The sequence below is a fragment of the Streptomyces sp. NPDC032472 genome (assembly GCF_040636955.1).
In the GTDB taxonomy this organism is placed as follows: Bacteria; Actinomycetota; Actinomycetes; order Streptomycetales; family Streptomycetaceae; genus Streptomyces.
The window spans coordinates 1-24,320 of the sequence record NZ_JBEZVK010000059.1 but is presented as its reverse complement, the minus strand read 5'-3'; the positions used below and the strand labels follow the sequence as shown (position 1 = coordinate 24,320).

General features: G+C 74.1%; 23 protein-coding genes and 1 pseudogene. 15 read left to right on the top strand and 9 right to left on the bottom strand.

The features are described 5' to 3' along the window. Nucleotides 1-44 precede the first annotated feature (44 nt). Nucleotides 45-1,055: a zinc-binding alcohol dehydrogenase family protein gene (locus tag AB0F11_RS29440; RefSeq protein ID WP_362180010.1), complete on the top strand. Its 1,011-nt coding sequence runs from the start codon at nt 45-47 to the stop codon at nt 1,053-1,055. Between the two features lie 23 nt (nt 1,056-1,078). Here AB0F11_RS29440 and AB0F11_RS29435 read toward each other — a convergent pair whose 3' ends face one another. From AB0F11_RS29435 to AB0F11_RS29425, 3 genes are all read right to left on the bottom strand, one after another. Further along, nucleotides 1,079-1,423: a YbaY family lipoprotein gene (locus AB0F11_RS29435; protein ID WP_362180007.1), complete on the bottom strand. Its 345-nt coding sequence runs from the start codon at nt 1,421-1,423 to the stop codon at nt 1,079-1,081. A gap of 64 nt (nt 1,424-1,487) precedes the next feature. Further along, a complete protein-coding gene (gene legP / locus AB0F11_RS29430; RefSeq protein WP_362180004.1) occupies nt 1,488-2,675 on the bottom strand; it encodes a Dot/Icm T4SS effector Zinc-dependent metalloprotease LegP in 1,188 nt (395 codons plus the stop codon). Continuing rightward, nucleotides 2,672-3,964 (bottom strand): MFS transporter, encoded by a 1,293-nt coding sequence (locus tag AB0F11_RS29425; RefSeq protein ID WP_362180001.1) that lies wholly within the window; start codon nt 3,962-3,964, stop codon nt 2,672-2,674. Before AB0F11_RS29425 ends, legP begins: the two co-directional genes overlap by 4 nt. 55 nt (nt 3,965-4,019) lie before the next feature. On the opposite strand from AB0F11_RS29425, the gene AB0F11_RS29420 reads away from it, so the two are divergent. The 4 genes from AB0F11_RS29420 (at nt 4,020) to AB0F11_RS29405 (ending at nt 8,894) form a co-directional block, all read left to right on the top strand. Continuing rightward, nucleotides 4,020-5,105 carry an ArsR family transcriptional regulator gene (locus AB0F11_RS29420; protein WP_362179998.1) on the top strand — a complete coding sequence of 362 codons (1,086 nt, stop codon included), beginning with the start codon at nt 4,020-4,022 and terminating at the stop codon, nt 5,103-5,105. A gap of 94 nt (nt 5,106-5,199) precedes the next feature. Continuing rightward, nucleotides 5,200-5,802, top strand: a complete 603-nt coding sequence (locus AB0F11_RS29415; protein WP_362179995.1) for a hypothetical protein — start codon at nt 5,200-5,202, stop codon at nt 5,800-5,802. Between the two features lie 94 nt (nt 5,803-5,896). Continuing rightward, on the top strand, nt 5,897-6,931 hold the full coding sequence (locus AB0F11_RS29410; protein WP_362179992.1) for a serine hydrolase domain-containing protein: 1,035 nt from the start codon (nt 5,897-5,899) through the stop codon (nt 6,929-6,931). Between the two features lie 133 nt (nt 6,932-7,064). Next, nucleotides 7,065-8,894, top strand: coding sequence for a glycoside hydrolase family 15 protein (locus AB0F11_RS29405; RefSeq protein WP_362179990.1), 1,830 nt, complete (start codon nt 7,065-7,067; stop codon nt 8,892-8,894). 11 nt (nt 8,895-8,905) lie between these two features. Here the strand turns inward: AB0F11_RS29405 and AB0F11_RS29400 are convergent, their stop codons facing one another. From AB0F11_RS29400 to AB0F11_RS29385, 4 genes are all read right to left on the bottom strand, one after another. Next, entirely contained in the window at nt 8,906-9,181 is a 276-nt protein-coding gene (locus AB0F11_RS29400) for a hypothetical protein (RefSeq protein ID WP_362179987.1), read from the bottom strand. A gap of 218 nt (nt 9,182-9,399) precedes the next feature. Then, nucleotides 9,400-10,602, bottom strand: a complete 1,203-nt coding sequence (locus AB0F11_RS29395) for a cytochrome P450 (RefSeq protein ID WP_362179984.1) — start codon at nt 10,600-10,602, stop codon at nt 9,400-9,402. A 131-nt stretch (nt 10,603-10,733) separates the two neighbouring features. Next, entirely contained in the window at nt 10,734-11,258 is a 525-nt protein-coding gene (locus tag AB0F11_RS29390) for a metallophosphoesterase (protein WP_362179982.1), read from the bottom strand. A gap of 76 nt (nt 11,259-11,334) precedes the next feature. Then, nucleotides 11,335-11,829, bottom strand: coding sequence for a hypothetical protein (locus AB0F11_RS29385; RefSeq protein WP_362179980.1), 495 nt, complete (start codon nt 11,827-11,829; stop codon nt 11,335-11,337). Nucleotides 11,830-12,243: 414 nt separating this feature from the next. Between AB0F11_RS29385 and AB0F11_RS29380 the strand changes: the two genes are divergently transcribed. The 4 genes from AB0F11_RS29380 to AB0F11_RS29365 all read left to right on the top strand — a co-directional run bounded on the left by AB0F11_RS29380 (nt 12,244) and on the right by AB0F11_RS29365 (nt 15,974). After that, nucleotides 12,244-12,669 carry a subtilase-type protease inhibitor gene (locus AB0F11_RS29380; RefSeq protein WP_362179977.1) on the top strand — a complete coding sequence of 142 codons (426 nt, stop codon included), beginning with the start codon at nt 12,244-12,246 and terminating at the stop codon, nt 12,667-12,669. A gap of 152 nt (nt 12,670-12,821) precedes the next feature. Then, nucleotides 12,822-13,415: a DUF4232 domain-containing protein gene (locus AB0F11_RS29375; RefSeq protein ID WP_362179975.1), complete on the top strand. Its 594-nt coding sequence runs from the start codon at nt 12,822-12,824 to the stop codon at nt 13,413-13,415. A gap of 123 nt (nt 13,416-13,538) precedes the next feature. Beyond that, nucleotides 13,539-14,114 (top strand): PadR family transcriptional regulator, encoded by a 576-nt coding sequence (locus AB0F11_RS29370; RefSeq protein WP_362179972.1) that lies wholly within the window; start codon nt 13,539-13,541, stop codon nt 14,112-14,114. A gap of 141 nt (nt 14,115-14,255) precedes the next feature. Further along, nucleotides 14,256-15,974 (top strand): acyl-CoA dehydrogenase family protein, encoded by a 1,719-nt coding sequence (locus tag AB0F11_RS29365; RefSeq protein WP_362179970.1) that lies wholly within the window; start codon nt 14,256-14,258, stop codon nt 15,972-15,974. A 113-nt stretch (nt 15,975-16,087) separates the two neighbouring features. On the opposite strand, the gene AB0F11_RS29360 is transcribed toward AB0F11_RS29365, so the two are convergent. Further along, nucleotides 16,088-16,372, bottom strand: a complete 285-nt coding sequence (locus AB0F11_RS29360) for a hypothetical protein (RefSeq protein ID WP_362179967.1) — start codon at nt 16,370-16,372, stop codon at nt 16,088-16,090. Nucleotides 16,373-16,679: 307 nt separating this feature from the next. Here AB0F11_RS29360 and AB0F11_RS29355 point away from each other — a divergent pair, with 307 nt between their 5' ends. Next, nucleotides 16,680-17,567 (top strand): DUF2268 domain-containing putative Zn-dependent protease, encoded by an 888-nt coding sequence (locus AB0F11_RS29355; protein WP_362179966.1) that lies wholly within the window; start codon nt 16,680-16,682, stop codon nt 17,565-17,567. A gap of 122 nt (nt 17,568-17,689) precedes the next feature. After that, a complete protein-coding gene (locus tag AB0F11_RS29350; protein ID WP_362179963.1) occupies nt 17,690-20,242 on the top strand; it encodes a discoidin domain-containing protein in 2,553 nt (850 codons plus the stop codon). 65 nt (nt 20,243-20,307) lie between these two features. Here AB0F11_RS29350 and AB0F11_RS29345 read toward each other — a convergent pair. Further along, nucleotides 20,308-20,429, bottom strand: a pseudogene (locus AB0F11_RS29345) (zinc-binding dehydrogenase); the annotation flags it as partial. 358 nt (nt 20,430-20,787) lie between these two features. On the opposite strand from AB0F11_RS29345, the gene AB0F11_RS29340 reads away from it, so the two are divergent. The 4 genes from AB0F11_RS29340 to AB0F11_RS29325 form a co-directional block, all read left to right on the top strand. Further along, a complete protein-coding gene (locus AB0F11_RS29340; RefSeq protein ID WP_362179962.1) occupies nt 20,788-21,501 on the top strand; it encodes a hypothetical protein in 714 nt (237 codons plus the stop codon). Nucleotides 21,502-21,590: 89 nt separating this feature from the next. Then, nucleotides 21,591-22,121: a GNAT family N-acetyltransferase gene (locus AB0F11_RS29335; protein WP_362179959.1), complete on the top strand. Its 531-nt coding sequence runs from the start codon at nt 21,591-21,593 to the stop codon at nt 22,119-22,121. A 272-nt stretch (nt 22,122-22,393) separates the two neighbouring features. Further along, entirely contained in the window at nt 22,394-23,155 is a 762-nt protein-coding gene (locus tag AB0F11_RS29330; RefSeq protein ID WP_362179957.1) for a CPBP family intramembrane glutamic endopeptidase, read from the top strand. Nucleotide 23,156: 1 nt separating this feature from the next. Further along, on the top strand, nt 23,157-24,320 hold a 1,164-nt coding region (locus AB0F11_RS29325; RefSeq protein WP_362179954.1), incomplete at its 3' end, for a sensor domain-containing protein.

Below are 24,320 nucleotides of genomic sequence, written 5' to 3'. Positions count from 1 at the left end.
GCCCGATCGCCTCACCGCCTTTCACACCCTTTGGGGGCCGGTTCATGTACGCAGCTGTGGTCCACGCCCTGGGGCAGCCGCCCCGGTACGAGTCCGTGCCGGAGCCCGTCCCCGAACCCGGCGAGGTGGTCGTCGAGATGCTGGCGGCGGCGCTCTACCCGCTGGTGCGCGCGTTCGCCTCGGGCGGCCACTACACGGGCGGCGACGCCCTGCCCCTGACCCCCGGCTTCGACGGGGTCGGCCGGACCGCGGACGGTGCGCTCGTCTACGTCCCGGCCACCGAGCCCCCGCACGGCACGATGGCCGAGCGCATCGCCGTACCGGCCGATGCCCTGATGCCCGTACCGGACGGGCTCGACCCGGTCGCGGTCGCCGCCGCCATGAACCCCGCCTCCTCCGCCTGGATCGCCCTGCGCGAGCGGGCCCGGCTGCGCCCGGGGGAGTCCGTCCTCGTCCTCGGCGCCACCGGGAACGCCGGGCGGGCCGCCGTCCGGCTGGCCCGCGACCAGGGCGCCGCCGAGATCGTGGCGGCCGGCCGTGATCCACGGGCGCTGCAGGCCGTGAGCGGGCTCGGCGCCGACCGTACGGTGGCGCTGGACGGGCCCGACGAGGAGGTCGCGGCCGCCTTCGGCTCCGCGGCCGCCGACGCGGACGTCGTCCTGGACTACCTGTGGGAGCGGCCCGCGGAGCTGGCGCTCGACGGCATCCTGCGCTGCCGCACCGACCTCGCCCGGCCGCTGCGGTGGGTGCAGGTGGGTTCGGCGGCCGGTCCGGACATGACCCTGCCGTCCGCCTGGCTGCGCAAGGCGGACGTGAGCATCTGCGGCAGCGGCCTCGGGTCGATCCCGGGCTTCCGCCGCACCGCCGCCCTGCGCGAGCTGCTCGCCCACCTGCCGTCCCTGGAGCCGACGTCGGAGGTGACCGCCCTGCCGCTGTCCGAGGTGGAGGCGGCCTGGCAGTCCCCGCTGCCCTCCGGGTCCCGGATCGTCTTCGTGCCGTCCGGCGGCGGGGCGCGTGCCTCGGCCGCCTCGGAGGCCTCCGCCGCCGGCGCCTGACGCGTTGCCGCCCGGCGGTCGCGTCAGTCGACCCGGTCCACGGGGGCGAGCAGCCCGTCCGCGGACCCCGGCACCACGGGCAGGGACCGGGTGGTGAGCAGGTCGCCCGGTTCCACCGCGCCCGCCGCTGAGAAGCCGATGTGCACGCGCAGTCCGTACGAGCGTGCGGGATCGAGGTCCGCGACCCGCACGCCGAACGGGATCCGCCCGCCCGGCGAGAGGCGTACGCCGGTCCGGAGCTGCGAGCCCGCCACGGTCGAGGGCGCATCGGCCAGGGAGACGTCGCGGACCTCCACCAGGACCCGGGCGGCCACGGCCGCGGGCGCATCGGGGGGCAGCAGCACCCATCCCGTGACCTCGGACGTCACCCGGGCCGCCCGGCCCCGGCCGCCGCCGGGGCGGCCGGGGCCTTGCCGTACGGGACGGCCGGGGTCACTGCTGCTGTCCGGCGCGGCCGGCGAACAGCGAACCGAGCTGCGACACGAGGCTGCTGTGGCTGAGCTGGAGCTCGCCCACGAGCTGGGTGAGCCGGCGCACCTGCTCGGCGAGTCCGTCGGACGGGCCGTCGGCCAAGCCCGCCGCGCGGTGCTGGCCGGCCAGGGCGAACGGGCTGCCGAAGCCGAGGGCCGGGGCCTCCATGGCCGGTGCCCGCAGCCCGCGCGTCACCGGGTACAGCGCGTGGACCCCGTCGATGTCGCCCTGCGAGAGCCCGGTGCGCTGGCCCATCACCACGCCCGGGGGCAGCGGCTGCCGGGGCACGAGGGTGGGCTTGGAGGGGTCGATCGCGAACGCCGTCGGCGGGTAGTGCATGACCGAGCCGTAGTCGTAGGGCCCCAGGTCGTCGCCGTCGGCGATGTGCTGGAGGAAGTTGAACTGCATCGACGGGTCGATGTTCGAGAAGACGACCTTGATGAACCGGTCGCGGTCCTCACGGCTCTGCTCGTGCCACAGGCCCACCGTGTGCCCGATCTCGTGGATGGCGTTGCCGGCGGTGCAGTTGGGGCCCAGGGTGATCGGCTGCCGGCCGCCCTGCCGGCCGACCATCGACGAGCAGCCCTCGCCCGGGACGAACCGGACGAAGTCCGGGAACAGGCCCGCGTTCGCGGGCGTGCGCTGCACGAACCGGATCCGGGTGTGCGCCTCCCAGTGCCCGATCGCGTCGGTGACGCGCTGCGCGTTGGGCAGGGCGGGGTCGATCTCGAAGGGGACGGTGGCGTTCGGCCAGCGGAACTGCTGACCGGGGATCCCGATCGATTCGATCATCGGCGCGTCGCCGGCTGCCGCCTGGTTCTCCAGTTCCTTCACGGTGCCGAGGACGATGTCGCCCTCGAACATGGCCAGCCCGTCGACGTCGGCGTACGGAAGGCCCTTGGCGCGGAAGGTCTCGCCGGAGACCAGCGCGGTCCCCACCGCGGGACCGGACCGGAGTTCGCCGCTTCCGACGGTCCGCCCGCCGGTACTGCGGGTCCGTCCGGCCGCGGCTCTCTTGCCTGCCGGTGCCTTCTCCTTGGCGGCGGTCTTCTCGGCCCTCTCGGCCCTCTCGGCCTTCCCGGTCTTCGCCGTCTTCGCGGCGGCGGTCTTCTTCGTGCGGCGCTTCGGCTCCGGAGCGGGTGTGTTCATCGTTCACCTCGGTGCGGGGGGTGGTGGGTCACGGCCATGCGTTCCACGTGTCGCCCGTCATCCATGCATGCGGTGCCCCCATTTGGTCCGAACCGATGCCGCACGAGACCGGCCGCCGCGAGCAGGGCGATCAGGGCGCAGACCGCCGGCCAGCCGTACGCGGTGCACGCGCGCACGCCCAGCCAGGACCCTGCGGTACCGCCCAGGTAGGAGCAGGTCATGTACGCGGTGGTGAGCCGGCTGCGGGCGTCGGGCCGGACGGCGTACACCCGCGCCTTGTTGGCGACCATGCCGCCCTGCATGGCGACGTCCAGCAGCAGCATGCCCGCGGTCAGCGCGGCCAGCCCCGCCGCGCCGCCCAGGCCGCCGACGGCGAGGACCCCGGCCGAGACGACGACTCCCAGCAGGCAGACCAGGTTCACCGGGGCGGGCCCGTGCCGGTCCACCAGTCGGCCGACGTACGGGGTGCACACGATGGTGGCCCCGCCGACCAGGGCGAGCAGCCCGACGGCCTGCGCCCCCCTTCCGTACACGGGCCCCGTCAGCAGCAGGGCCACGCTGGTCCACGCGGCCGAGAACCCGCCGAACACGACGGCCTGGTAGAAGCAGGAGCGCCGCAGCTCCGGCTCGGCGAGCAGCAGCCGCAGCGGCTGGGTGAGGAACTCCGCGTACGGGCGGCGGACCGCGGACTCCGAGGGGGTGGTCTGCGGCACCGCGTACGCCATGACGGCCGCCAGCAGCAGGGCCACCACCGAGGCCACCAGGTACGGGGCCCGCCAGCCCAGCCATTCGCCGAGCACCCCGCTGAACGTACGGGCCAGCAGCATGCCCGCGGTCGAGCCGCTCAGCAGCGTGCCGATCACGGCCCCCTGGCGCTCCGGCGCCACCATACCGGCGGCCATCGGCCCGATGACCTGCGCGGCCACCGTGGTCAGCCCGACCAGGCCGCTCGCCGCGACCAGCGGAGCCAGGGCCGGGGCGCAGCCCGCACCCAGCAGCGCCAGACCGGTGAGGGCGAGCAGGACCACCAGGAGCGGGCGGTTGCGGAACCGGTCGCCGAGCGGCACCAGCAGGACCATCCCGGCGGTGTAGCCAATCTGGGTGGCGGTCACCACGAGGGAGGCCGCATCCGGCGGGACGTCCAGCCCGGTGGCGATCAGCGGGCCGATGGCCTGGGGGAAGTAGAGGTTCCCCACGGCGACGGCGCAGGTCAGGGAGAGGATCAGCACCAGCCGGCGGCTCAGCGGGCGCGCAGGAGCCGGGCCCGCGGCGGGAGTCGGGGATGTCATGCAGGCAGTCCACGGCACCCGGAGCGCCCTGCCAACTGATGTAGCGTACGGCTTAATGATCAGCTTCGAGCTCGGTGTCGAAGACCTGGCGCACACCCGTTTCGCCGTCTCGCCCCTCGGCGAGACCGTGCTCAGCCTGCGGGTGCTGCGCGATCCGGGCATCTCCGCACTGCACCTGCCGTGGCTCAGATCGGTCCGCCCCGGGCTGGCCGGCCTGGACACCGGCCTGCTGATGGCCCTGGTGACCGACCTGCTCACCCTCCCCGACTTCCTGACGCCCCGGCCCGCGGCCTTCGAGCCGGCCTTCGAGGACGAACTGGCCGTCGTCCGCGCCACCCCGCCCCACGTGGTACGCCGCGACCTGCTGGCCGCGTACGACGGCGAACCGCTCCCCGCGCCCCTGCACGCGGCGACCGAAGCCGGCGACGGGCCCGTCAGCGCACTGCGCGATACCGTCTGCACGCTCCTGCAGCGGTACTGGGAGAGCGCCGTCCGGCCGTTCTGGCCGCAGATCCGCCTGGTGGCCGAGGCCGACATGACCTACCGGGCGCGGCAGCTGGCCCGGGGCGGCGCCCGGCTGCTGTTCGCCGACATGCACCCGCAGCTGCGCTGGGAGGACGAGGGCGGCCGGGGCGTCCTGCGGATCCACCGGACCATCGGCGGGTACCACGCCAGGGCCTGCGGCCGGGGCCTGCTGCTGGTGCCCTCCGTCTTCGCCCACAAGTGCGCTCCGCCGGTCGGCCCGCAGGAGCCGCCCGGTCTGCTGTACCCCTGCCGCGGCGTGGCGACGCTCTGGGCGCCCGTGCCCGAGGACGGTCCCGGCGCCGGCCCGGCAGGCGGGGGTCCGGCCCTCGTGCAGCTCCTCGGCGCCCCCCGGGCCCGGCTGCTGAGCATGCTGGCGGAGCCGCTGGCCACGGTGGAGCTCGCCCGTCGGCTGCGGGTCACGCCGAGCGCCGTCTCCCAGCACCTGCGGGTGCTGTACGCGGCCGGCCTCGTCACCCGGGCCCGCCACGGGCGGCAGGTCCTGTACCGGCGCACCCCGCTCGGCGACGGTCTGACAGCGGGACGCGGGGGCGGCGGGACGCGTGGGGCCGGTGGTGCCGGCTTGGTCAACGGGGTGCCGGGATCAGCGGGGGGCTGAGGCGGTCCCCCACTGTCCGGCTCGGGGGCGCGTCAGGGGTGCGTCAGGGCCTTCCCCGAGGACCGGGACTAAGCCCCGGACGCATGATCCTTCCATGTCGAACACACCACGCCGGTGGCCCTGGTTCACCGTCGCTCCGCTCTGCCTGACGGTCTACGGACTCATCCGCCTCAGCGACCCCACGCACAACCCCGGCTTCGCCTGGAGCCTCGGCCATCTGGCGCTGCTGGCCTCCGTCTTGGCCTTCGTCCCGGCGATGTGGCGCATGCGGCGGTGGGCGGCGGCCGGGCGGGGGCCGACGGTTCGCGCGCTCGCCGGCGCCGCGACGGCCGCGGGCCTGCTCGGAGCGGCAGCGGTGACGGCGCAGGCCGCGATCGACCTGGTGGTCGGGTTCCTCTGCGCGGACCGCGCGGCCATGAACGTCATGTTCGACAGCGTCAGGAGCCACCCGGGCGTGACGCCCGCCGTCTACACCGTCCTCCCGCTGCTCTTCTACGTCGGCATGGTCCTGCTCACCGCCCAGCTGGCGGCCATGCGGCGGATCGCGGCCTGGCGGCCGCTCGTGGTGGTCGCCGGCATCGCCGTCACCGCCGCGAGCCTCGATCTCATGCCGCTGGGCGGGCTGTTGCTGCTCCTGGCCCTCGCGCCCCTGGACCGGCAGCAGCAGCTCGCGGTGCCGGCTCCGGCGCCGGTCTAGCGGGGCCGGCTACTGCTCAGGTGGGAGGCGTACGCGGCCGAAATCATCATCTGGGCGCAGGAGTCGGCGGGCCGGCGGGCCAAGAATGGCGGTCATGACACCACAACTCGCCACCCTTGCCCAGCAGACCGCCGACCGGCTGGCCGAGCAGCAGGTGGGCGCGGTCGTCGCCGCGGTCGCAGGCGACGACGTGGAGATCCGCGGTGCCGGGCGCACCGGCGGCCCCGGCTCCCGTGTCCCCGGCCCCGGCACCCTGTTCGAGATCGGGTCGGTGACCAAGGTGTTCACCGCCCTGGTCCTGGCGCGCCTGGCGGTGGCCGGCACGGTGGACCTGGACGAGCCGCTGGCCGCGCTGCTGCCGCCCGGCGCTGTCGTCCCGGCGCGCGGCGGCCGGGAGATCTCCCTGCGCCACCTGGCCACGCACACCTCCGGCCTGCCCCGCCTGCCCAAGGGCATGATGCTGCCCGCGCTGCTGCGTCCCGCCAAGCCGGACCCGTACGCCGGCTGCACCGCCGACGTCTTGCTGTCCGGCCTGGCCAGGACCCGGCTCGGAGCGGTGCCGGGGGAGCGGTTCCGCTACTCCAACCTCGGGGCGGGCCTGCTGGGCCTGGCCCTCGCCCGCCGCGCCGGAACGGACTACGAGGCCCTGGTCACCAGGGAGATCTGCGCCCCGCTCGGCCTGGCCGACACCGCCGTCACCGTCGACGGCAGCCGCTCGCCCGCCCTTGCCCAGGGCCACACCGGCCGCGGGCGCCCCGCCCGCCCCTGGCACCTCGCCGACCTGGCCGGCGCCGGAGGGCTGCGCTCCACCGCCACCGACCTGGCGGCCTTCCTCCGGGCCCAGTGGGACACCCGCCCGGCCGAACTCGCCGAGGCGATCCGCCTCAGCCGCGAGGTCGAGCACCGCACGAGCCCGTTCGCGTGGATCCACCTCGGCTGGATGGCGCACCGCCTCCACGCCCGGCAGGGCGGCCACCTCCAGATCTGGCACAACGGCGGCACCGGCGGCTTTTCCTCCTTCGTCGGGTTCGACCCGGAGAAGCAGGTGGCCGTCGTAGCCCTGGGCAACACCCAGCGTGCGGTGGACGCCCCGGCCTTCGAGCTCCTGCGCACCCTCCAGGCGGCGTAAGGGCTGCGGCTGCCGGGGCTGCTGCGGCCACCGGGGCGCGTACAGCGGGTGCCCGGCGGCGCCCGCGACCGTAGCGTGAGAGCAGGACGACGACGGGGCGGGACGGGCCCTGCCTGCGAAGGGACGACCTGCGATGCGCCGATATCCGCCGATCGGGGACCACGGACTGATCGGGGACCTCCGGACGGCCGCGCTGGTCTCCTCGGAGGGCGTGCTCGACTGGTTCTGCGCCCCCCGCTTCGACTCGCCGAGCCTCTTCGCGTCCCTCCTGGACCACGACCGCGGCGGCCGCTTCGCCATCACCGTCGAGGCCCCCGGCACCGTCACCCGCCAGCTCTACCTGGCGGACACCGCCGTCCTCGTCACCCGCTTCATGACCGAGGACGGCGTCGGCGAGGTCATCGACTTCATGCCGCTGGGCGAGGCGGAGGCCCCCGGCGACCGGCACCGGATCTTCCGGGTCATGCGCGTCACCCGCGGCAGCATCCGCTTCCGGCTCGAATGCCGGCCCGCGTTCGACTACGGGCGCGCCCCGCACGCCCTCGCGCTCGGCCCGGACACGGCCCGCTTCACCGGCCCGGAGCTCACGGCCTTCCTCCAGGTGGGCCCCGCGGTACGGCTGGCGGAGGCGGACGGCCCCGGCGTGGAGGGCGAGGCGGAGCTGGCGCAGGGCGACATGGCGGCGGCCGTCCTGACGGTCTGCCACGACCCCGCCGCAGCGGCCCCGGAGCCGCTCGCCGCGCCGGACGTCCGCCGCGCGTTCCTGTCCACGTACGACTACTGGCACCGCTGGCTGCGCCGCAGCCGGTACCGGGGCCGGTGGCAGCAGATGGTCAACCGCTCGGCGATCACGCTGAAGCTGATGACGTACGCGCCGACGGGCGCCCCCGTCGCCGCGGTCACCATGGGCCTGCCGGAACGGATCGGCGGCGAGCGGAACTGGGACTACCGCTACACCTGGGTGCGCGACGCCTCCCTCTCGGTCAAGGCCCTGCTCGACCTCGGAATGGGCGACGAGGCGGAGGCGTTCCGGCGCTGGCTCGGGGCGCGCGTCGGCAAGAGCAGGACCGTGACCGGGGAGCCGCTGCAGATCATGTACCGGGTCGACGGCGACCCGCACCTCGACGAGGAGGTCCTCGGCCACCTGGAGGGATACCGCGGCTCGGCACCCGTGCGGCTCGGCAACGGCGCCGCCGGGCAGCTCCAGCTCGACATCTACGGCGAGGCCGTCTTCGCCCTCAGCCACACCTCCGACCTCGCCCAACTGGCCGGGTACGACGGCTGGAAGAGCCTCAGCGACCTCCTCGACTGGCTGGCCCGCTCATGGGACCGGCCCGACGAGGGCATCTGGGAGACCCGCGGCGGCCGCCGCGACTTCACCTACAGCCGCCTGATGTGCTGGGCCGCCTTCGACCGGGGTATCCGGCTCGCCGCCGAACTGGCCCGTCCCGCGGATGTGGCCAGCTGGACCGCGGCCCGGGACGCCGTCTTCCACCAGGTCATGGAGCGCGGGTACAGCGACCGCCGCAAGGCCTTCGTCCAGCACTTCGACGGCGACGTCATCGACGCCTCCCTGCTGCTGATGCCGACCGTCGGCTTCCTCTCCCCGAAGGACCGCCGCTGGCTGTCGACCCTCGACGCCATCGAGGCCGACCTCGTCTCCGACAGCCTGGTCCACCGCTACGACCCGAAGGCCTCCCCGGACGGCCTCGGCGGCGACGAGGGCACCTTCTCCCTGTGCACCTTCCTGTACGTCAGCGCCCTCGCCCGCGCCGGCCGCCTCGACATGGCCCGCTACGCGTTCGACAAGATGCTCACGTACGCCAACCACGTCGGCCTGTTCGCCGAGGAGATCGCCCCGACGGGCGAACAACTGGGCAACTTCCCCCAGGCCTTCACCCACCTGGCCCTGATCTCGGCGGCCATGGCCCTGGACGAGGAACTGGACCGGGCCGAGTCCTGACACTCACCCGATCACGGGAGCGCGCGGTACTCCGGCGGCGGCCAGACGAGCTCGGGGCGCTCGTTGACGTAGTTGTGGCCGTAGAGCGCCTTCATCGCCCAGTGCCAGGCCTCGTCGTGGAAGACCAGACCGCGGTACTCATCGTCCGCCGGCTCGTACGGGTAGCACTCCACGGCCGCCCGCTCGGCCTCGGCCGCGCCCATCCCCCCGTACCGCTGCATGACCCACGCATAGGAGCGGCGCTCGCCCAGCAGATTCTCCATGTACTCGTCTTCACTCCACACCATGGAGCGGATCCCTCCCCTGGACGGCAGCACGAAGGCCCCGGACTCCACGAGGAATCCGGGGCCTTGATCGAGCGCTGGGCAGGCCTTGCACCTGCATCCCCCCACAGGAAGTGGGGTGCCTTTCCTTGGACCACCAACGCCGGGCCTGCCACCACGATCCACGGCGGCGAGCTCGAGATCCACTCTACAGCACGACGAGCGGTCCGGTTTTCCGGCCGTCACCACGTCACGTGCAGGGCAGCGGGCGAGCGGTCGATCAGGGTGGGGCGCATCCGCGGTCGGGGCCGTGACTCGTCCAGGCGGAGGTCCGGCAGGGTACGGGTGAACAGCTCCAGCGTCAGGCGCAGTTGCTGCCGGGCCAGCCGGGCGCCGGGGCAGGCGTGGGGGCCGTGGCCGAAGGCGAGGTGGTGCCCGTTGCCGGCGCGCCGGATGTCGAACTCCCCGGCCCGCGCGTACCGCTGCTCGTCGCGGTTGGCGGAGGCGTAGGCCACGAGCACCGCGTCGCCGGCCGCCAGCTTCGTCCCGGCGAGCTCCAGCGGCCGCGTCACGGTCCGCCGGAAGGCCTGGACGGCCGTGTCGAAGCGCGCACCCTCCTCCACCGCGGCCGGGACCAGCCCGGGATCGGCGCACAGCGCCCGCCACTGCGCGGGGTGGGCCAGCAGGTGGAGCAGGGTGGTGGCGATGAGGGCGCTCGTCGTGAGGAAGCCGGCGATCAGCAGGTTCTGCAGGTTCGACACCAGCTCGTGGCGCTGTTCGAGGGTCAGCTCCCCCTCCCCGGGGGCGAGGGCGGCCACCAGGTCCGAGCACAGGTCGTCCCGGGGCTCGGCGCGCCGCTCGCGCACGTAACCGTCCAGCAGATGCTGGAGGGCCACCACCTCCTCGGCGGCGGCCACCTGCTCCTGCGGGGAGAGCGGCCGGAAGAACAGCTCCTCGGCCCGGTACCCGCCGGCCACCGCCACCGGCACGTCCGCCGGGTCGAGGCCGATCAGCCGCCCCACCACCTGCCCGGGCAGCTGCCGGGCGTACGCCTCCACCAGCTCTGCGCAGCCGTCGCCGGCGAAGCCCTCCACCAGCGTGCGCGCACACCGGCGGGCGTACGGCACGAGCTCGGCCGTCCGCGTGGCCGACAGGCCCCGGTTCAGCGGGGCGCGGTGGCGGCGGTGGGCGGCCCCGTCGGTGGTGAGCACCGTGGGCCGCGGCCCGAAGCCGCCCGCCAGCACGCCGAACGCCGCCTCCGACAGGGGTATGTCCGGCAGCAGGGCGTTGGCGGAGGAGAAGTCCTCCGCCCGCCGCAGCACCTCCCGTACGTCCCGGTCGCGGGCCACCAGCCACGCATCGAGCTCCGGCACGTACAGCAGCCCCTCGGCCCGGCGGGCCCGGGCGTACAGGTCGTAGGGGTCGCGGTACAGCTCGTCCCGCACTGCCTGATCGTGCTGCCATGCCACCACGGGCCTCCGGATCGCCGTCGGGGTGCTGCGGGTGCGCCGGGCCATGCTGCCCGATGGCCCGGCGACCCGGAAGAGCGCCCAGGGCCGGTCCGCGCAGGCCCGCGTCAGGCGCCCGGGCGCCCCCGGGCCGGCCGCAGGGGCAGCCGGTGCAGCTGCACCTCCGCGAGGCGCCCCTGCGCCACCCGCACCGTCATGTACGTGCAGTACGGCTGGCGCCGCCGGTCGGTCGGCGAACCCGGATTGAGCAGCCGCAGCCGACCGTCGGCCACGGAGTCCCAGGGGATGTGGCTGTGGCCGAAGACCAGTACGTCCAGGTCGGGGAAGCGCTCGGCGCACCGCCGCTCGCGGCCCTGCACGGGGCCGGTCTCGTGCACGACGCCGAAGCGCAGGCCGCCGAGCTCCGCGTACGCCACTTCCGGCAGCCGCGCCCGCAGGGCGGGCCCGTCGTTGTTGCCGAACACACCGACCAGCCGGCGCGCACGGGCCTCCAGCAGGTCCAGCGTGGCCGTGTCGACCCAGTCCCCGGCGTGCACCACGACATCGGCACGCGGCACCGCCGCAAGCAGCTCGGCGGGCAGGGCCTTGGCGCGCACCGGCAGGTGCGTGTCGGACATGAGCAGAAGCTCCACCCCTCCGACGCTAGCGCGTCACGGCCCCGCGCCGCTCTGTCGGCGACACGGGGCCGGGTCTTCCCGTGGGGTGCAGTCAGTACACCAGCTTGTAGGTGACGTCGTGCGCCAGCGGGGGCGGCGCCGTGTCCGGGTACACCAGGCGGAGCGAGGTGTAGCGGTCGGTGCCGGGGCGGGCCGGCCACGTCGCCGGGCGGCTGAGGGTCACCTGCACCGGGTACGGGCGGAACTTGCCGGCCGCGCAATAGGGTTGGCAGTCGTTGACCAGGTTGGTGCCGGTCGCCGTGGCGGTCCGCGTGCCCCAGCTCTTCCAGTCGAGGCCCACGAGGCGGCTGTTGCCGTCGCCGCAGGCGATGAGGTACTCGCCGGGCCGCACGTGCGCGCCACCGAAGCAGTCGACGACCACGACCACCGACGGGTCCCGCGCGGGGGCCGCCGAGGCCGGGACCGGCGCCGCGGCGAACGTCACCGCCAGGAAGACCAGGGCCGCGGCCCGCGCCCGGGCCACCAGGGCGCCGGTGGTGGTGGCGGTGGTGGCGTCGGCGCCGAGACGGCCTCTCGATGCTTCCACGGGCCCCTCCTTGTGCTCGCTTACCGCCGCTGCCGACGGGCGGGCTGCGGCTACCGACAGCTTCCCCTATCGGGGTCAGCCCCGCACCCGCAGGCCGCCGGGACCCCGGCATCGCACCGATCCGGCCAAGCTGAGTGTCCGTTGGGTGAACCGGAATCGGCGCGGAGCAGGTCAGCGGCCCCAACGCAGCACGTCGCGCTCGCCGTCACATGCTGTTCGCGCACGACCACGGGCTGCTCGCACCCGGCGTGACCTGCCCGAACACCTCATCGATCTCCGATATACGAACACTGTGTCCGTAAATCGGCCGTCGATATGCGACCGTCCTTCGCATCCGACAGAATCGGCAGCGCCAGATCGCGGTAATGCAAGTAAATTCCGCATTCAACCTTTGAATCGAAAGTTGGTTTTGTCGTGCGCCACCGCTTCGCTGCTGTCTCCGCCGCCGCTCTCCTCTGCCTCGCGGGCGCCACGGGGATGGCGGAGGCCAAGCCCGCCAGCCTGTACGCCCCGTCCGCCATGGTCTTCGCCGTGGCCAAGGGTGGCGACGCCGCCACGGCCACCGTGGTCCGGGCGTCCACCCTCAGCTGCATGCCGACCGCCCAGGGGACGCACCCCGACCCCAAGGCCGCCTGCGCCGCCCTGAATTCCACGGACGGCGCCTTCGACCGCCTGCTGGCCGCCCCGAGCCCGGACCGGGCCTGTCCGATGCACTACGACCCCGTCACCGTGACCGCGGACGGCATCTGGCAGGGCAGCCGCGTCTCCTGGAAGCACACCTTCGGCAACGCGTGCGCCATGAACGCCACTCTGAACGGCAACGCCGTCTTCGCGTTCTGATCCCTCCCCCTCCCTCCCCCCGGGGTCGCCGCCCTGCCGCGGCGGCCCGGCCGGCGGGCATGGCGACCGGGACGGTGCCAGGCTGGGAGGGGGCGGCGCGTACGGCCGGCGCTCCCGCCCTCTCCCCAACCGCCACCTCAGGGAGAACAGCCATGACCCAGGCAGGAAAGGGCGGCGGCGCGGCCCGTGGCCGGTGCCGCGGTCTCCTCGCAGCGGCCGCCTTGTTCGGCGCGCTCGCCACCGGCGCAGGGCCGACTGCCGCCACGGCCGCGGCCGCACCCGCGGGCAGCACGCCGGTGTCCGCCGCCGCACGTGCAGCCGCCCCCGTAGCCGCATGCCGCGGCACCCAGCTGGTGGCGAACAGTGCCGCCCGGCTCGGCTCGACCCAGCTGCGGATCACCGTCATCAACGAGGGCCCGAGGCCGTGCGTCCTCACCGGCCACCCGACCCTCGCCGTCGCCGGTCTGGGCGCGCCCGGCCGGAGCAAGGCCCTCACTGTCAACCGCCAGGGCACCGCACGGCCGGTCCAGTTGCGGGTCGGCGGCGCTGCCGAGACCCGCGTCTCCTTCATCCCGGTCCTCGGCGAGGCCGACGGGTACTGCGCCTCGGGCGCCCACCCGACCGTCGCGCCCTCGCTGGTCGTGGGCATCGCAGGCGGCCGGTTCCAGCTCGCCCCCGACGACGGCGGCGATTTCGCGCTCTGCGGGAACACCGTGCGCGCCACCGCCTTCAGCGCCTCCTCCTGACCGCCGGCCTCCCGGCGTCCCGGCCTCGCGGCGTCCCGGCCTCCCGGCCCCGCGGGCGTGAGCCGCGTCTCACCCGGCCGCCCGCCCTTGCCTATGCAACTCGTTGCATAGAAGGATCGGAGCATGGCGCTCGACCACGCGATCCTCGTCTCCCTGCTGGAGAAGCCGGGTTCCGGCTATGAGCTGGCCCGGCGTTTCGAGCGGTCCATCGGCTACTTCTGGACCGCCACGCACCAGCAGATCTACCGCGTGCTCAAGCGCATGGAGAACGAAGGCCTCCTCGCCGTGCGCGAGGTGCCACAGCAGGGCCGGCCGGACAAGAAGGAGTACTCCGTCGCCGACCCCGGGCGCGCCGTCCTCTCCCGGTGGCTGCACGAGCCGATCGAGCCCGAGAGCATGCGCCACGACCTCGCCGTGAAGATCCGCGGCGCGGCCTTCGACGACCCGGCCGCCCTGGTCCGCGAGGTGGAACGCCACCACCGGGTGCACAGCGACCGGCTGGCGCACTACCTCGCCGGCGAGCTGCGCGACTTCACCGGCCCCGACGCCCCGGCGCCGCTGGACGCGGGCCAAGAGCTCCAGCACGTGGTGCTGCGCGGCGGCATCGCGTACGAGCGGATGACGATCGCCTGGCTCGACGACGTCCTCGCCACCCTCCACCGGCTCGGCGGCGGCCGGGCGACACCGCCGTCCGCCTGAACGCCGCCGCACCGCCGAGCGCCGCCGCACCGCCGGAGCGCCGCCGCACCGCCGGAGCGCCCAGCGCACCGCACCCCCCGCTCCACCGCACCGCATCCGCTTCCGCACCCCTCAACTCCCGACCCCGGAAGGCGACCCTCGATGGCCGACGCCCTGCTGTTCAACCCGCACACCTACGACCCGGCGCACTTCGACCCCGAGACCCGCAGGCTGCTGCGCGCCACCGTCGACTGGTTCGAGGAGCGCGGCAAGCGCCGGCTGATCGAGGACTACCACTCCCGCGCCTGGCTGGCGGACTTCCTCGCCTTCGCCGCCAAGGAAGGGCTGTTCGCCACCTTCCTCACCCCGGCCTCCGCCGCCGGGCAGCCGGACCAGCGCTGGGACACCGCCCGCATCGCCGCGCTCAACGAGATCCTCGGGTTCTACGGCCTCGACTACTGGTACGCCTGGCAGGTGACCATCCTCGGCCTCGGCCCGGTCTGGCAGAGCGACAACGCCGCCGCCCGCGCCCGCGCCGCCGAACTCCTCACCCAGGGCGAGGTCATGGCGTTCGGGCTCTCCGAGAAGACGCACGGCGCCGACATCTACTCCACCGACATGCTGCTGGAGCCCGACGGCAACGGCGGCTTCCGCGCCACCGGCTCCAAGTACTACATCGGCAACGGCAATGCCGCCGGACTCGTCTCCGTCTTCGGCCGCCGCACCGACGTCGAGGGCCCGGACGGGTACGTCTTCTTCGCCGCCGACAGCCGCCACCCCGACTACCACCTGGTCAAGAACGTCGTCCCGTCCTCCAAGTTCGTCAGCGAGTTCCGCCTGGAGAACTACCCGGTCTCCGGGGAGGACGTCCTGCACACCGGCCGCGCCGCCTTCGACGCCGCCCTCAACACCGTCAACGTGGGCAAGTTCAACCTCTGCACGGCCTCGATCGGCATCTGCGAGCACGCGATGTACGAGGCCGTCACCCACGCCCGGGGCCGCGTCCTCTACGGCCGCCCCGTCACCGCCTTCCCGCACGTGCGCCGCGAGCTCGCCGACGCCTACGTCCGCCTCGTCGGCATGAAGCTGTTCAGCGACCGCGCCGTGGACTACTTCCGCTCGGCCGGCCCCGAGGACCGCCGCTACCTGCTCTTCAACCCGATGACGAAGATGAAGGTGACCACGGAGGGCGAGAAGGTCATCGACCTGATGTGGGACGTCATCGCAGCCAAGGGCTTCGAGAAGGACAACTACTTCGCCCAGGCCGCCGTCGAGATCCGGGGCCTGCCCAAGCTGGAGGGCACGGTCCACGTCAACCTCGCGCTGATCCTCAAGTTCATGCGCAACCACCTCCTGGAGCCGGTCGAGTACCCCGCCGTGCCGACCCGCCTCGACGCGGCGGACGACGACTTCCTCTTCCGGCAGGGACCGGCCCGCGGCCTGGGCTCCGTGCGCTTCCACGACTGGCGCCCCGCCTTCGACGCCTACGCCGAGATCCCGAACGTGGCCCGGTTCCGCGAGCAGGCCGACGCCCTCTGCGAGTTCGTCGCCACCATGGCCCCCGACGAGGAGCAGAGCCGCGACCTCGACTTCCTCCTCTCCGTCGGCCAGCTGTTCGCGCTGGTGGTGCACGGCCAGCTCATCCTGGAGCAGGCCCGCCTGACGGACCTGGACGCCTCCGTGCTCGACGAGCTCTTCTCCGTCCTCGTACGGGACTTCTCCGGCCACGCCGTCGAACTGCACGGCAAGGACTCCGCCACCGAGGAGCAGCAGCGCTGGGCCCTCGACGCGGTCCGCCGCCCCGTCGTCGACGAGGCGCGGTCGGCGCGCGTCTGGGAGCGGGTCGAGGCCCTGGCCGGGGCGTACGAGATGGCGCAGTAACCGCAGCCGCCGAGCGGCCCGCCCCCGTCGTGCGACCGGGGGCGGGCCGTGCGTGCCTTCCCGGCCGGCCGGGTCAGCCAGGGCCTGTCCGGCGGATCAGGGCCGGACAGGCCCTAAGCGCAGGCCCGGGCTGCCGGGCACGCGCCCGCCAGGGTGCGGGGAGCGATCCGCATCCGGTCCCCGGCGAACTCCACGGTCTCGCCCGGCAGGATCAGCAGCCCGGCCTCGCCGTCCGGCCCGGACCCGATCCGCCGGACCTGGACCGCCAGACCCAGCGCGCCGGCCATGAACACCGTCGGGTCGACCTCCCAGCCGTGGCCGGCCAGCCAGCGCTCCAGCGCCTCGCCGTCCGCCGCCTCCGCCCCGCGCGGCCATGCGTACGTACGCGTGCTCTCCATGCCTACCCCCTGTAGCTGATGGGACCACCGGCCCAGATGGTGCCACCCCCCTCCGACAACGGCCCCGCGTATTTCGGGCCCGGCAACTCCACGTGGAGCGCCCCGACTTGAGGGCGCAAGGCCGGTATCCCGTTTCGTCCTGGGGATCGAAGTGTCGCCCGGCCGTGGTGCCTTGGAAACAGCACATGGCGGATGTGGGCGACACCACTCGAAGGGAGGGGGCGCGCCACCGCCGGAACCCGCGGAGGGGACTGCTCCGCATGCCGGGGTTGCTCCTCCCGCAACGTGAGGTCTTAGCGTCCGGGGCATGAAGATCGTTGTTCATGACACGGCGTCCGCCATGCTCGACCTCCTCCAGCGCCCGATGGCGGAGCGGCCCGACGCCCTGCGCGAGATGCTCGCCCCTCTGCAGAACGTGATGTCCCCGGTTGCCGGCGTTGACGCCGTCCTGATGCACCGGATGGGCAGTGGCTTCCGGATCGACCAGGAGGACCCCCGCTATCGGGCGGCCCTGCGGCAGATGCAGGAGGCGCGGGTGTGGGACCGCATCGAGACCTGCCTCGCCGCGGCGGCGCAGCGGCTGCGCGAAGCGGCACCCGGCGTCGGGAGCGCCGAGACCGTGCACGTCGTCCTGGTCCTCGGCAACCCCGACGACGAGCTGCTGACGGTCCGCAACGCCGGCTACCTCGGCATGGGCGGCTTCCCGGGGGCGATCCAGCTGACGATGTGGCCCACCCCGACCAGCCTGGCGAAGATCGGCTACGCGGCCGCCCACGAGCTCCACCACAACGTCCGCTACGCCAACGTGGTCTGGGACCCGGCGGCCGTCACCGTCGGCGAGCAGGTCGTGGCCGAAGGGCTGGCCGAGGCGTTCGTCCGCGAGCTGGCCGGCGAGCAGGCGATCGGCCCCTGGGCGACCACGCTGACCGGCCCGGACGCGGACGCCGCCTACGAGAGGATCGTCGCCGCGATCGACGTGGCCGGGATGCAGAACCTGCCCGCGTACGTGTACGGAGACGCCACCGCGCAGCGCATGGGGCAGCAGCCCGTGGGACTGCCCGACTTCGCCGGATATGCGGCCGGGCTGCGGATCGCGGACGCGCACCTGGCGGCCTCCGGCCTGACCGCCGCCCAGAGCGTGGCGCTGCCCGCGCGCGAGGTCCTCGCCAACGCGGGCGTACCGACGACGGCGTGAGATGGAGCGGCGCGCGGATTCCCGCCAACTCGGCTATTCGCACAGCTTGGTTGAGCTGCACTGACCTATGTTCTAGGGGCCCGTGTCGGTTCACGGTCCATGGTTCGCCCCAGGAGGTCCGATTGCAGCCCAGAGGTATCCGCGCGCTTGCCCGAGCGTTACGCCGTTCGCATCTGCTCATCGCCTTCGCCCTCGGCTCGCTGCTCGTCGGGGTCACCCCCTGGCTCGGTGTGGCGAGCCCGGGGCCGGGCGGCCGCGGCCCGACTCCCCGGCCCGCCCCGGTGCCCTTCGACCAGCAGACGGCGAAGCAGTCGCCGCACCACGGCGTCGCCCCGGCGAACGCCATGGAGCCGTCGGCCCCCGTCCTCGACCGGACCGGATGGACCGCCACGGCGAGCGACGAGGAGACCACCGGTGAGAACGGCCGCGCGGCCAACGTCCTCGACGGCAACACGGCCACCATCTGGCACAGCAAGTGGACCGCCACGGCCGCCCCGCTGCCGCACAGCATCACCGTCGACATGCACCGCACGGCCGTGGTCTCCGCGCTCGTCTACCAGCCCCGCACCGACGGGCCGAACGGACGCGTCGGGGAGTACAGCATCAGCGTGAGCGCCGACGGCCAGAACTGGGGCAGTCCGGTCGCCACCGGCACCCTCGCGGACGACGCGAGCGCCAAGACGCTCGGATTCGCCCCGCAGGGCGCCCGGTTCGTCCGGCTCACCGCCCTCACCGAGGCCGGCAACCGCGGCCCGTGGACCTCCGCCGCGGAGCTCAACCTGCTCGGCGACCCCGGCACCCCGGCCGCCACCGTCGACCTGCCCCGGACCGGATGGACGGCCGCGGCGAGCGACGAGGAGACCACCGGGGAGAACGGCCGCGCCGCCAACGTCCTCGACGGCGACGCCGCCACCATCTGGCACAGCAGGTGGTCCGGGACCCCGGCCCCGCTGCCGCACAGCATCACCATCGACATGCACCGCACGGCGGCCGTCTCCGCCCTCGTCTACCAGCCCCGCAACGACGGCCCCAACGGGCGCGCAGGCGCGTACACCATCACCACCAGCACCGACGGCACCACCTTCGGCGCACCCGTGGCAGCGGGCACCTGGCGCGACGACGACACCGTCAAGACCGCCACCTTCACCCGCACCGAGAACGCCCGCTACGTACGCCTGACCGTGACCGGCGAGGCCGGCAACCGCGGGCCCTGGACCTCCGCCGCGGAGATACGCCTGAGCGGACCGGCCAACCCCGCCGCCCACGGCTCCTGGGACCGGATCACCGGCTTCCCGCTGGTTCCGGTGGCCACCGCCGTCCTGCCGGGCGACAAGCTGCTGGCCTGGTCGGCGTACGCGGTCGACCGCTTCGGCGGCAGCAACGGCTACACGCAGACCGCGATCCTCGACCTGAAGACCGGCAAGGTCACCCAGCGCCGCATCGACAACACCGGCCACGACATGTTCTGCCCGGGCATAGCGATGCTCGCCGACGGCCGCGTGCTCGTCACCGGCGGCAGCAACGCCGAGAAGGCGAGCATCTACGACCCGGCCGCCGACACCTGGTCCGCGACCGCCAGCATGAACATCGCCCGCGGTTACCAGGCGATGACCCTGCTCTCCACCGGCGAGGCCTTCGTCCTCGGCGGATCCTGGAGCGGGGCCACCGGCGACAAGGCCGGCGAGGTCTGGTCCCCGGACACCCGCACCTGGCGCAAGCTCCCCGGCGTCCCCGCCGCCCCGGCCCTGACGGCCGACCCGGCCGGCGCCTACCGCGCCGACAACCACATGTGGCTGCACGCGACCTCGGGCGGCAAGGTGCTCCAGCTCGGCCCGAGCAAGCAGATGAACTGGATCACGACCGGGGGGAACGGCAGCATCACCTCCGCCGGCACCCGGGCCGACAGCCAGGACGCCATGACCGGCAACGCCGTCGCCTACGACATCGGCAAGCTGCTCACCCTGGGCGGCGCGCCCGCGTACGAGAAGACGCCGGCCACCCGGCGCGCGTACACCGTGAACATCGACGGGAGCCAGGTCCAGGCCGCCCGCACGGGCGACATGGGCTACGCCCGCGCCTTCGGCAACAGCGTCGTCCTGCCCGACGGCAAGGTCGCCGTGTTCGGCGGGCAGGCCTACCCTGTGCCCTTCAGCGACGCCACGTCCGTGCTGACCCCCGAGCTCTGGGACCCGGCCACCGGCAGCTTCACCCCGCTCGCCACCATGGCCATCCCGCGCAACTACCACAGCGTGGCGAACCTGCTGCCCGACGGGCGGATCTTCTCCGGCGGCGGCGGGCTGTGCGGCGACTGCGCCACCAACCATGCCGACGGGGCCGTGTTCACGCCGCCGTACCTGCTGAACGCGGACGGCTCGCCCAAGGCCCGCCCGGTCATCACCGGCGGAGTACCGCCCCGGGCCGCCGCCGGTACGACGCTCACCGTCGCCACCGAGGGGCCGGTGGCCTCCTTCGTCCTGATGCGGGCCGCGGCCGCGACCCACTCCACCGACAACGACCAGCGGCGGGTCCCGCTGGTCTCCACGGCCACCGGGACCGGCACCTACACCGTGTCCCTCCCGGCCGACAAGGGCGTGGTCCTGCCGGGCACCTACATGCTCTTCGCCCTCGACGCCCAAGGGGTGCCGAGCACCGCCCGGTTCATCACCGTCTCCTGAACGCACGCCCTCGGCGTCCGTCCCCGACCGGCTCTTCCGCCGGGGGCGGACGCCGAGGCGTATCGCCCGCCCGGGCGCAGGTGCGCAGGGAGCGGGCCGCGTTGGCACCCCCGATCGCATCCAGGACGACGTCGACGTCGCGGACCGTCTCGGCGACGTCCTGGGTGCGGTAGTCGACGGGCTCGTCCGAGGCGGCCCGGCTCCCGGTGCGCGCCGTCCGGCCACAGGCCGTCAGGATCCGGCCAGCGCGGTGGGTGTGCAGCGGGCCGGTTCGTGCGCTAAGATCAATCTCGAGCTCGCGGCCGCGACAAGCGGTAGCCGGCCCGGCGTTGGTGGTCCAAGGAAAGGCACCCCACTTCCTGTGGGGGGATGCAGGTGCAAGGCCTGCCCAGCGCTCGATCAAGGCCCCGGCCTCCCTGTGGAGGCCGGGGCCTTCGCGTTGTTCGCGGGCCGGGCATCGGCCGGCCGGCCGATGCCCCGCGCCGGGCAGCGGCCGCGGCGTGTGACCATGGCCTCCTCGCACATCCGCACGTCATGGGGGGACCATGCGCACCCGTACCACCACCGTCTCCACCGGCCTCGCCGCCGCGCTCACGGCCCTGCTGCTCCTGACCGGCTGCACCGCCTCCGACAGCAGCCCGCGACCGGCCGCGGGCAGCACGGCCGCCGCCCCCGCCCCCGTACCGGCAGGCGGCTCCGCGTACGAGGGCCCCCGCCCGCAGGACCAGAACCTCCTGGCCTGGACCGGCGACCCCAACGACGCGGGCCACGTGACCGCCCAGTCCGCGGCCGGAGTCGGCGGCCGGGTCACCCTGGTGCGGATCGTGCTGCGCGAGCAGATCACCTGGTCCAACATCTGGCTCGGGCTCGCCGGCCTCGACCCCAACGCCCAGCTCTCCGACTGCTACCTCGGCGTGTACGACGCCGGCGGCACCCTGCGCGCGTCCACCGCGGACATCTCACCGCAGCTGATGACCGACGCCGTCGCCAAGCCGCTCCCGCTCGCCAAGCCGTTCACCGCCGCCCCCGGCACCTACTTCATCGCCCTCCTCCTCAACGGCAACTGGGCCACCAACGCCCTCACCCTCAAGGCCACCGGCGCCGGCATCTCGGTCAACGCCGGCCTGACCCCGCCGAACCTGCGCTACAGCACCGTCCTGACCGGCCAGACCTCCCTGCCGGCCACCGTGAACCTCGCCGAGCAGTCCACCGGCACCATCAACACCGGCTGGGCCAGCCAGTGGTACGGCATCTCCTGAGTCACCGCCCGGGACGTCCTGCGGCCCGGTGTCGGGTGCGCGCGGAATCCTGGTTGCCTGCGGTGGCGGCCGCATACGATCCTCCCCCTATGAGCCTTCCCCAGCAGGTCATAGACCTGGACGACCTGACGCTGCGCACCTTCGACGCCGAGGCGGACCTGCCGGAGTTCCTCCGCGTCGTCCAGGAGTCGCTGGAGCACCTGCGCCCCTGGATGCCCTGGGCCGTCGAGCACAGCCCGGCCAGGACCCGCGAGTTCCTGGCCGGCCGGCCCGAACGCTGGGCGAGCGGCGAGGAGTACAGCTACGCGATCGTGCTGGACGGGGCGATCGTCGGCTCCTGCGCGCTGGTCCGGCACGAGGACACGCCTGCGGACTGCATCGAGATCGGCTACTGGCTGCACCCCGCCGCCACGGGCCGCGGGGTGGTGACCCGGGCCGCCCGCGCCCTGGTCGACGAGGCCTTCCGCCTGCCCGGCGTCGACCACGTCGAGATCGTCCACGACCCGGCCAACCACGCCAGCGGCGCCGTCCCGGCCCGCCTCGGCTTCACCGAACAGCCGCGCCGTTCGGCCGATTCCGGCGAACTCCGCATCTGGCGGCTCGGCAGGGAGCAGCGGTAGCGGCTGCGGCTGCGGCCGCGACGACGGGGTGTACCTGGGTACACCCCGTCCGGCAGCTACGTGCAGGTGCAGCGCGGGCGCCGGGCGGCAGAGTCGGAGGTGCGGCGCGACGGACGCGCCGGGACCGATCGACGGGCAGGGGGCCGGGCGGAATGCCGGAGCCGATGGAGTTGAAGGAACGCGACGCGCGGGACGCGTGGGACGGGCAAGACGCACGGGACGGGCGGGGCGGGCCCAGGGCGGCGTCGAGGGCGTGGAAGGCGGAGGCGGGCGTGTTCCTGGCCGTCGCGTTCGTGGCGGCGGGGGCGTGCGGCGCCGTGCAGCCCGCGACCGGGATTCCGCCGGAGGTGGTGCAGTTGACCCAGTTCGGGCCCGCCGCGGCCGTCGCGGCGGTGGCCCTCCTGTGGCCCGGCCGGATCCGGCGCCGGCTCGCGGGAGCCCTGCCGGGTGCGGGCGCGGCTGCGGCGGGGGAGCGGGCCGACACCGGCCGGGGGCCGCTGCTGCTGCTCACCGCCGTACTGATCACCGCGATGGGCGCGGGCGCGTACGCGGTGGTGGCGGGCTCCGTCCCCGTCACCGATCCGCGGACCCTGCCGTACCCGTTCCTCCTGGTCGTCGTGGCACAACTCGTCGGCGCCTGCGGCGAGGAGATCGGCTGGCGTTGCCTGCTGCAGCCCCTGCTGCGCACCCGCTTCGGCCCGCTCACCGCGTCCGCGCTGGTGGGCGTGGTCTGGGGGGTGTGGCACGTGCAGGTCTTCGTCCGGGCCCCGGCGTACGCGGCCGCGTTCCTGACGGCCACGGTCGCCATGTCCGTCGTCCTCGGCCTCGCCCTGGAGCGCGTACGGACGAACCGGCTGCTGCTCGCGGGTGGCTTCCACACCCTGGTCAACCTCGGGATGCTGCTGTTCATGGACGAGGAGACCGGGGCCGTGCTGCCCATGGTGCTGTTCGCCGGTGCCTGCCTGGCCGTGTCGATCCCCTGGATCCGGGCCGCCGTTAGGATCACGTCGGTGGCGGCGCACGGGGCGCGCTGACGTGGCGGAACGACGGGTGGTCATGGCACGGCGGGGCGGGCGACCGGGCCTCAGGGGCAGGCTGCCGGGGATCGGGGGCTGGCTGCCGGGCATCAGGGCCGGGCTGCTCGGTCTCAGGCGAGCCCTGGCCGACGTCGGACGCTGCCAGGTGCTCTCGCTGACCGCCTTCGCGGTCTCCGCCGCCGGCGCGCTCGTCGTGGGCGTACTGCTCCTGCTGCCCGTCGGGGCGGGCTTCCCGCTGCTGCCGGCCGCCGCAACCGTCCTGCGCCGCCTGTCCGACCGCTACCGCACCTGGGCCGAGCACTGGACGGGCACCCACATCACCGCGCCCGACCCGCCCGACCCGCTCGCCCTCGACGCCACGGCAAACCGGCGCAGGCGCGCCACCGCCGTACTCGGCGACGAGGGCTTCTGGCGCGACCTGCGCTGGGCGTGGGCGGAGCCCTGGATCGGCGGCCTGCTGGTGGCGGTGCCGCTGGCCCTCGTCGAGTACGGGGTCTTCGGCGCGGCCGTGCAGCCGTTCATCTGGCGGCTCGTCGGCGACGGCAACTGGTACGCCTTCATTCCGGTCGACTCCCGCGCCCGCATGCTCGCCGCGCTCCTCCTCGGCCTCTGCTTCGTGGCGGCCGGACTGCGCCTCGCGCCCGTGGTGCTGCGGCTGCACGCCCGCTGGAGCCGGCGCCTCCTCGCGGAGCCGTACACGGTCGAACTCGTACGCCGCATCGAGCACTTGGCCGAGACCCGGGCCGACGCCCTCGACGTACAGGCCGCCGAACTGCGACGCATCGAGCGGGACCTGCACGACGGGGCGCAGGCGCGGCTGGTGGCCCTCGGCATGACCCTGGACGAGGCGACCCGCCTCCTCGACTCCGACCCGCGGGCGGCGCGGGCGCGGCTGGAGGAGGTGCGCGCCACCGCGCAGCGGGCCCTGCAGGACCTGCGCGACCTGGTGCACGGGGTCCTGCCGCCGATCCTGGCCGACCGCGGACTCGGCGACGCCGTACGGTCGTTGGCCCTGGACAGCCACCTCGACGTGCACGTCGAGGCCGAGCTGCCCCACCGCCTGCCCGCCCCCGTGGAGTCCGCGGGCTACTTCGCCGTCGCGGAACTGCTCGCCAACGCCGCCAAGCACTCCGGCGCCCGCGAGGTCCGCATCCGCCTGGCG

What these genes read in the sequence shown, in the direction of transcription:
- AB0F11_RS29355 (WP_362179966.1), top strand. Translation starts at nt 16,680, where the DNA reads ATGAAGATCGTTGTTCATGACACGGCGTCCGCCATGCTCGACCTCCTC.
- AB0F11_RS29335 (WP_362179959.1), top strand. Translation starts at nt 21,591, where the DNA reads ATGAGCCTTCCCCAGCAGGTCATAGACCTGGACGACCTGACGCTGCGC.
- AB0F11_RS29425 (WP_362180001.1), bottom strand. Translation starts at nt 3,964, where the DNA reads ATGACATCCCCGACTCCCGCCGCGGGCCCGGCTCCTGCGCGCCCGCTG.
- AB0F11_RS29365 (WP_362179970.1), top strand. Translation starts at nt 14,256, where the DNA reads ATGGCCGACGCCCTGCTGTTCAACCCGCACACCTACGACCCGGCGCAC.
- AB0F11_RS29340 (WP_362179962.1), top strand. Translation starts at nt 20,788, where the DNA reads ATGCGCACCCGTACCACCACCGTCTCCACCGGCCTCGCCGCCGCGCTC.
- AB0F11_RS29360 (WP_362179967.1), bottom strand. Translation starts at nt 16,372, where the DNA reads ATGGAGAGCACGCGTACGTACGCATGGCCGCGCGGGGCGGAGGCGGCG.
- AB0F11_RS29415 (WP_362179995.1), top strand. Translation starts at nt 5,200, where the DNA reads ATGTCGAACACACCACGCCGGTGGCCCTGGTTCACCGTCGCTCCGCTC.
- AB0F11_RS29420 (WP_362179998.1), top strand. Translation starts at nt 4,020, where the DNA reads ATGATCAGCTTCGAGCTCGGTGTCGAAGACCTGGCGCACACCCGTTTC.
- AB0F11_RS29405 (WP_362179990.1), top strand. Translation starts at nt 7,065, where the DNA reads ATGCGCCGATATCCGCCGATCGGGGACCACGGACTGATCGGGGACCTC.
- AB0F11_RS29375 (WP_362179975.1), top strand. Translation starts at nt 12,822, where the DNA reads ATGACCCAGGCAGGAAAGGGCGGCGGCGCGGCCCGTGGCCGGTGCCGC.
- AB0F11_RS29440 (WP_362180010.1), top strand. Translation starts at nt 45, where the DNA reads ATGTACGCAGCTGTGGTCCACGCCCTGGGGCAGCCGCCCCGGTACGAG.
- AB0F11_RS29370 (WP_362179972.1), top strand. Translation starts at nt 13,539, where the DNA reads ATGGCGCTCGACCACGCGATCCTCGTCTCCCTGCTGGAGAAGCCGGGT.
- AB0F11_RS29410 (WP_362179992.1), top strand. Translation starts at nt 5,897, where the DNA reads ATGACACCACAACTCGCCACCCTTGCCCAGCAGACCGCCGACCGGCTG.
- legP (WP_362180004.1), bottom strand. Translation starts at nt 2,675, where the DNA reads ATGAACACACCCGCTCCGGAGCCGAAGCGCCGCACGAAGAAGACCGCC.
- AB0F11_RS29400 (WP_362179987.1), bottom strand. Translation starts at nt 9,181, where the DNA reads ATGGTGTGGAGTGAAGACGAGTACATGGAGAATCTGCTGGGCGAGCGC.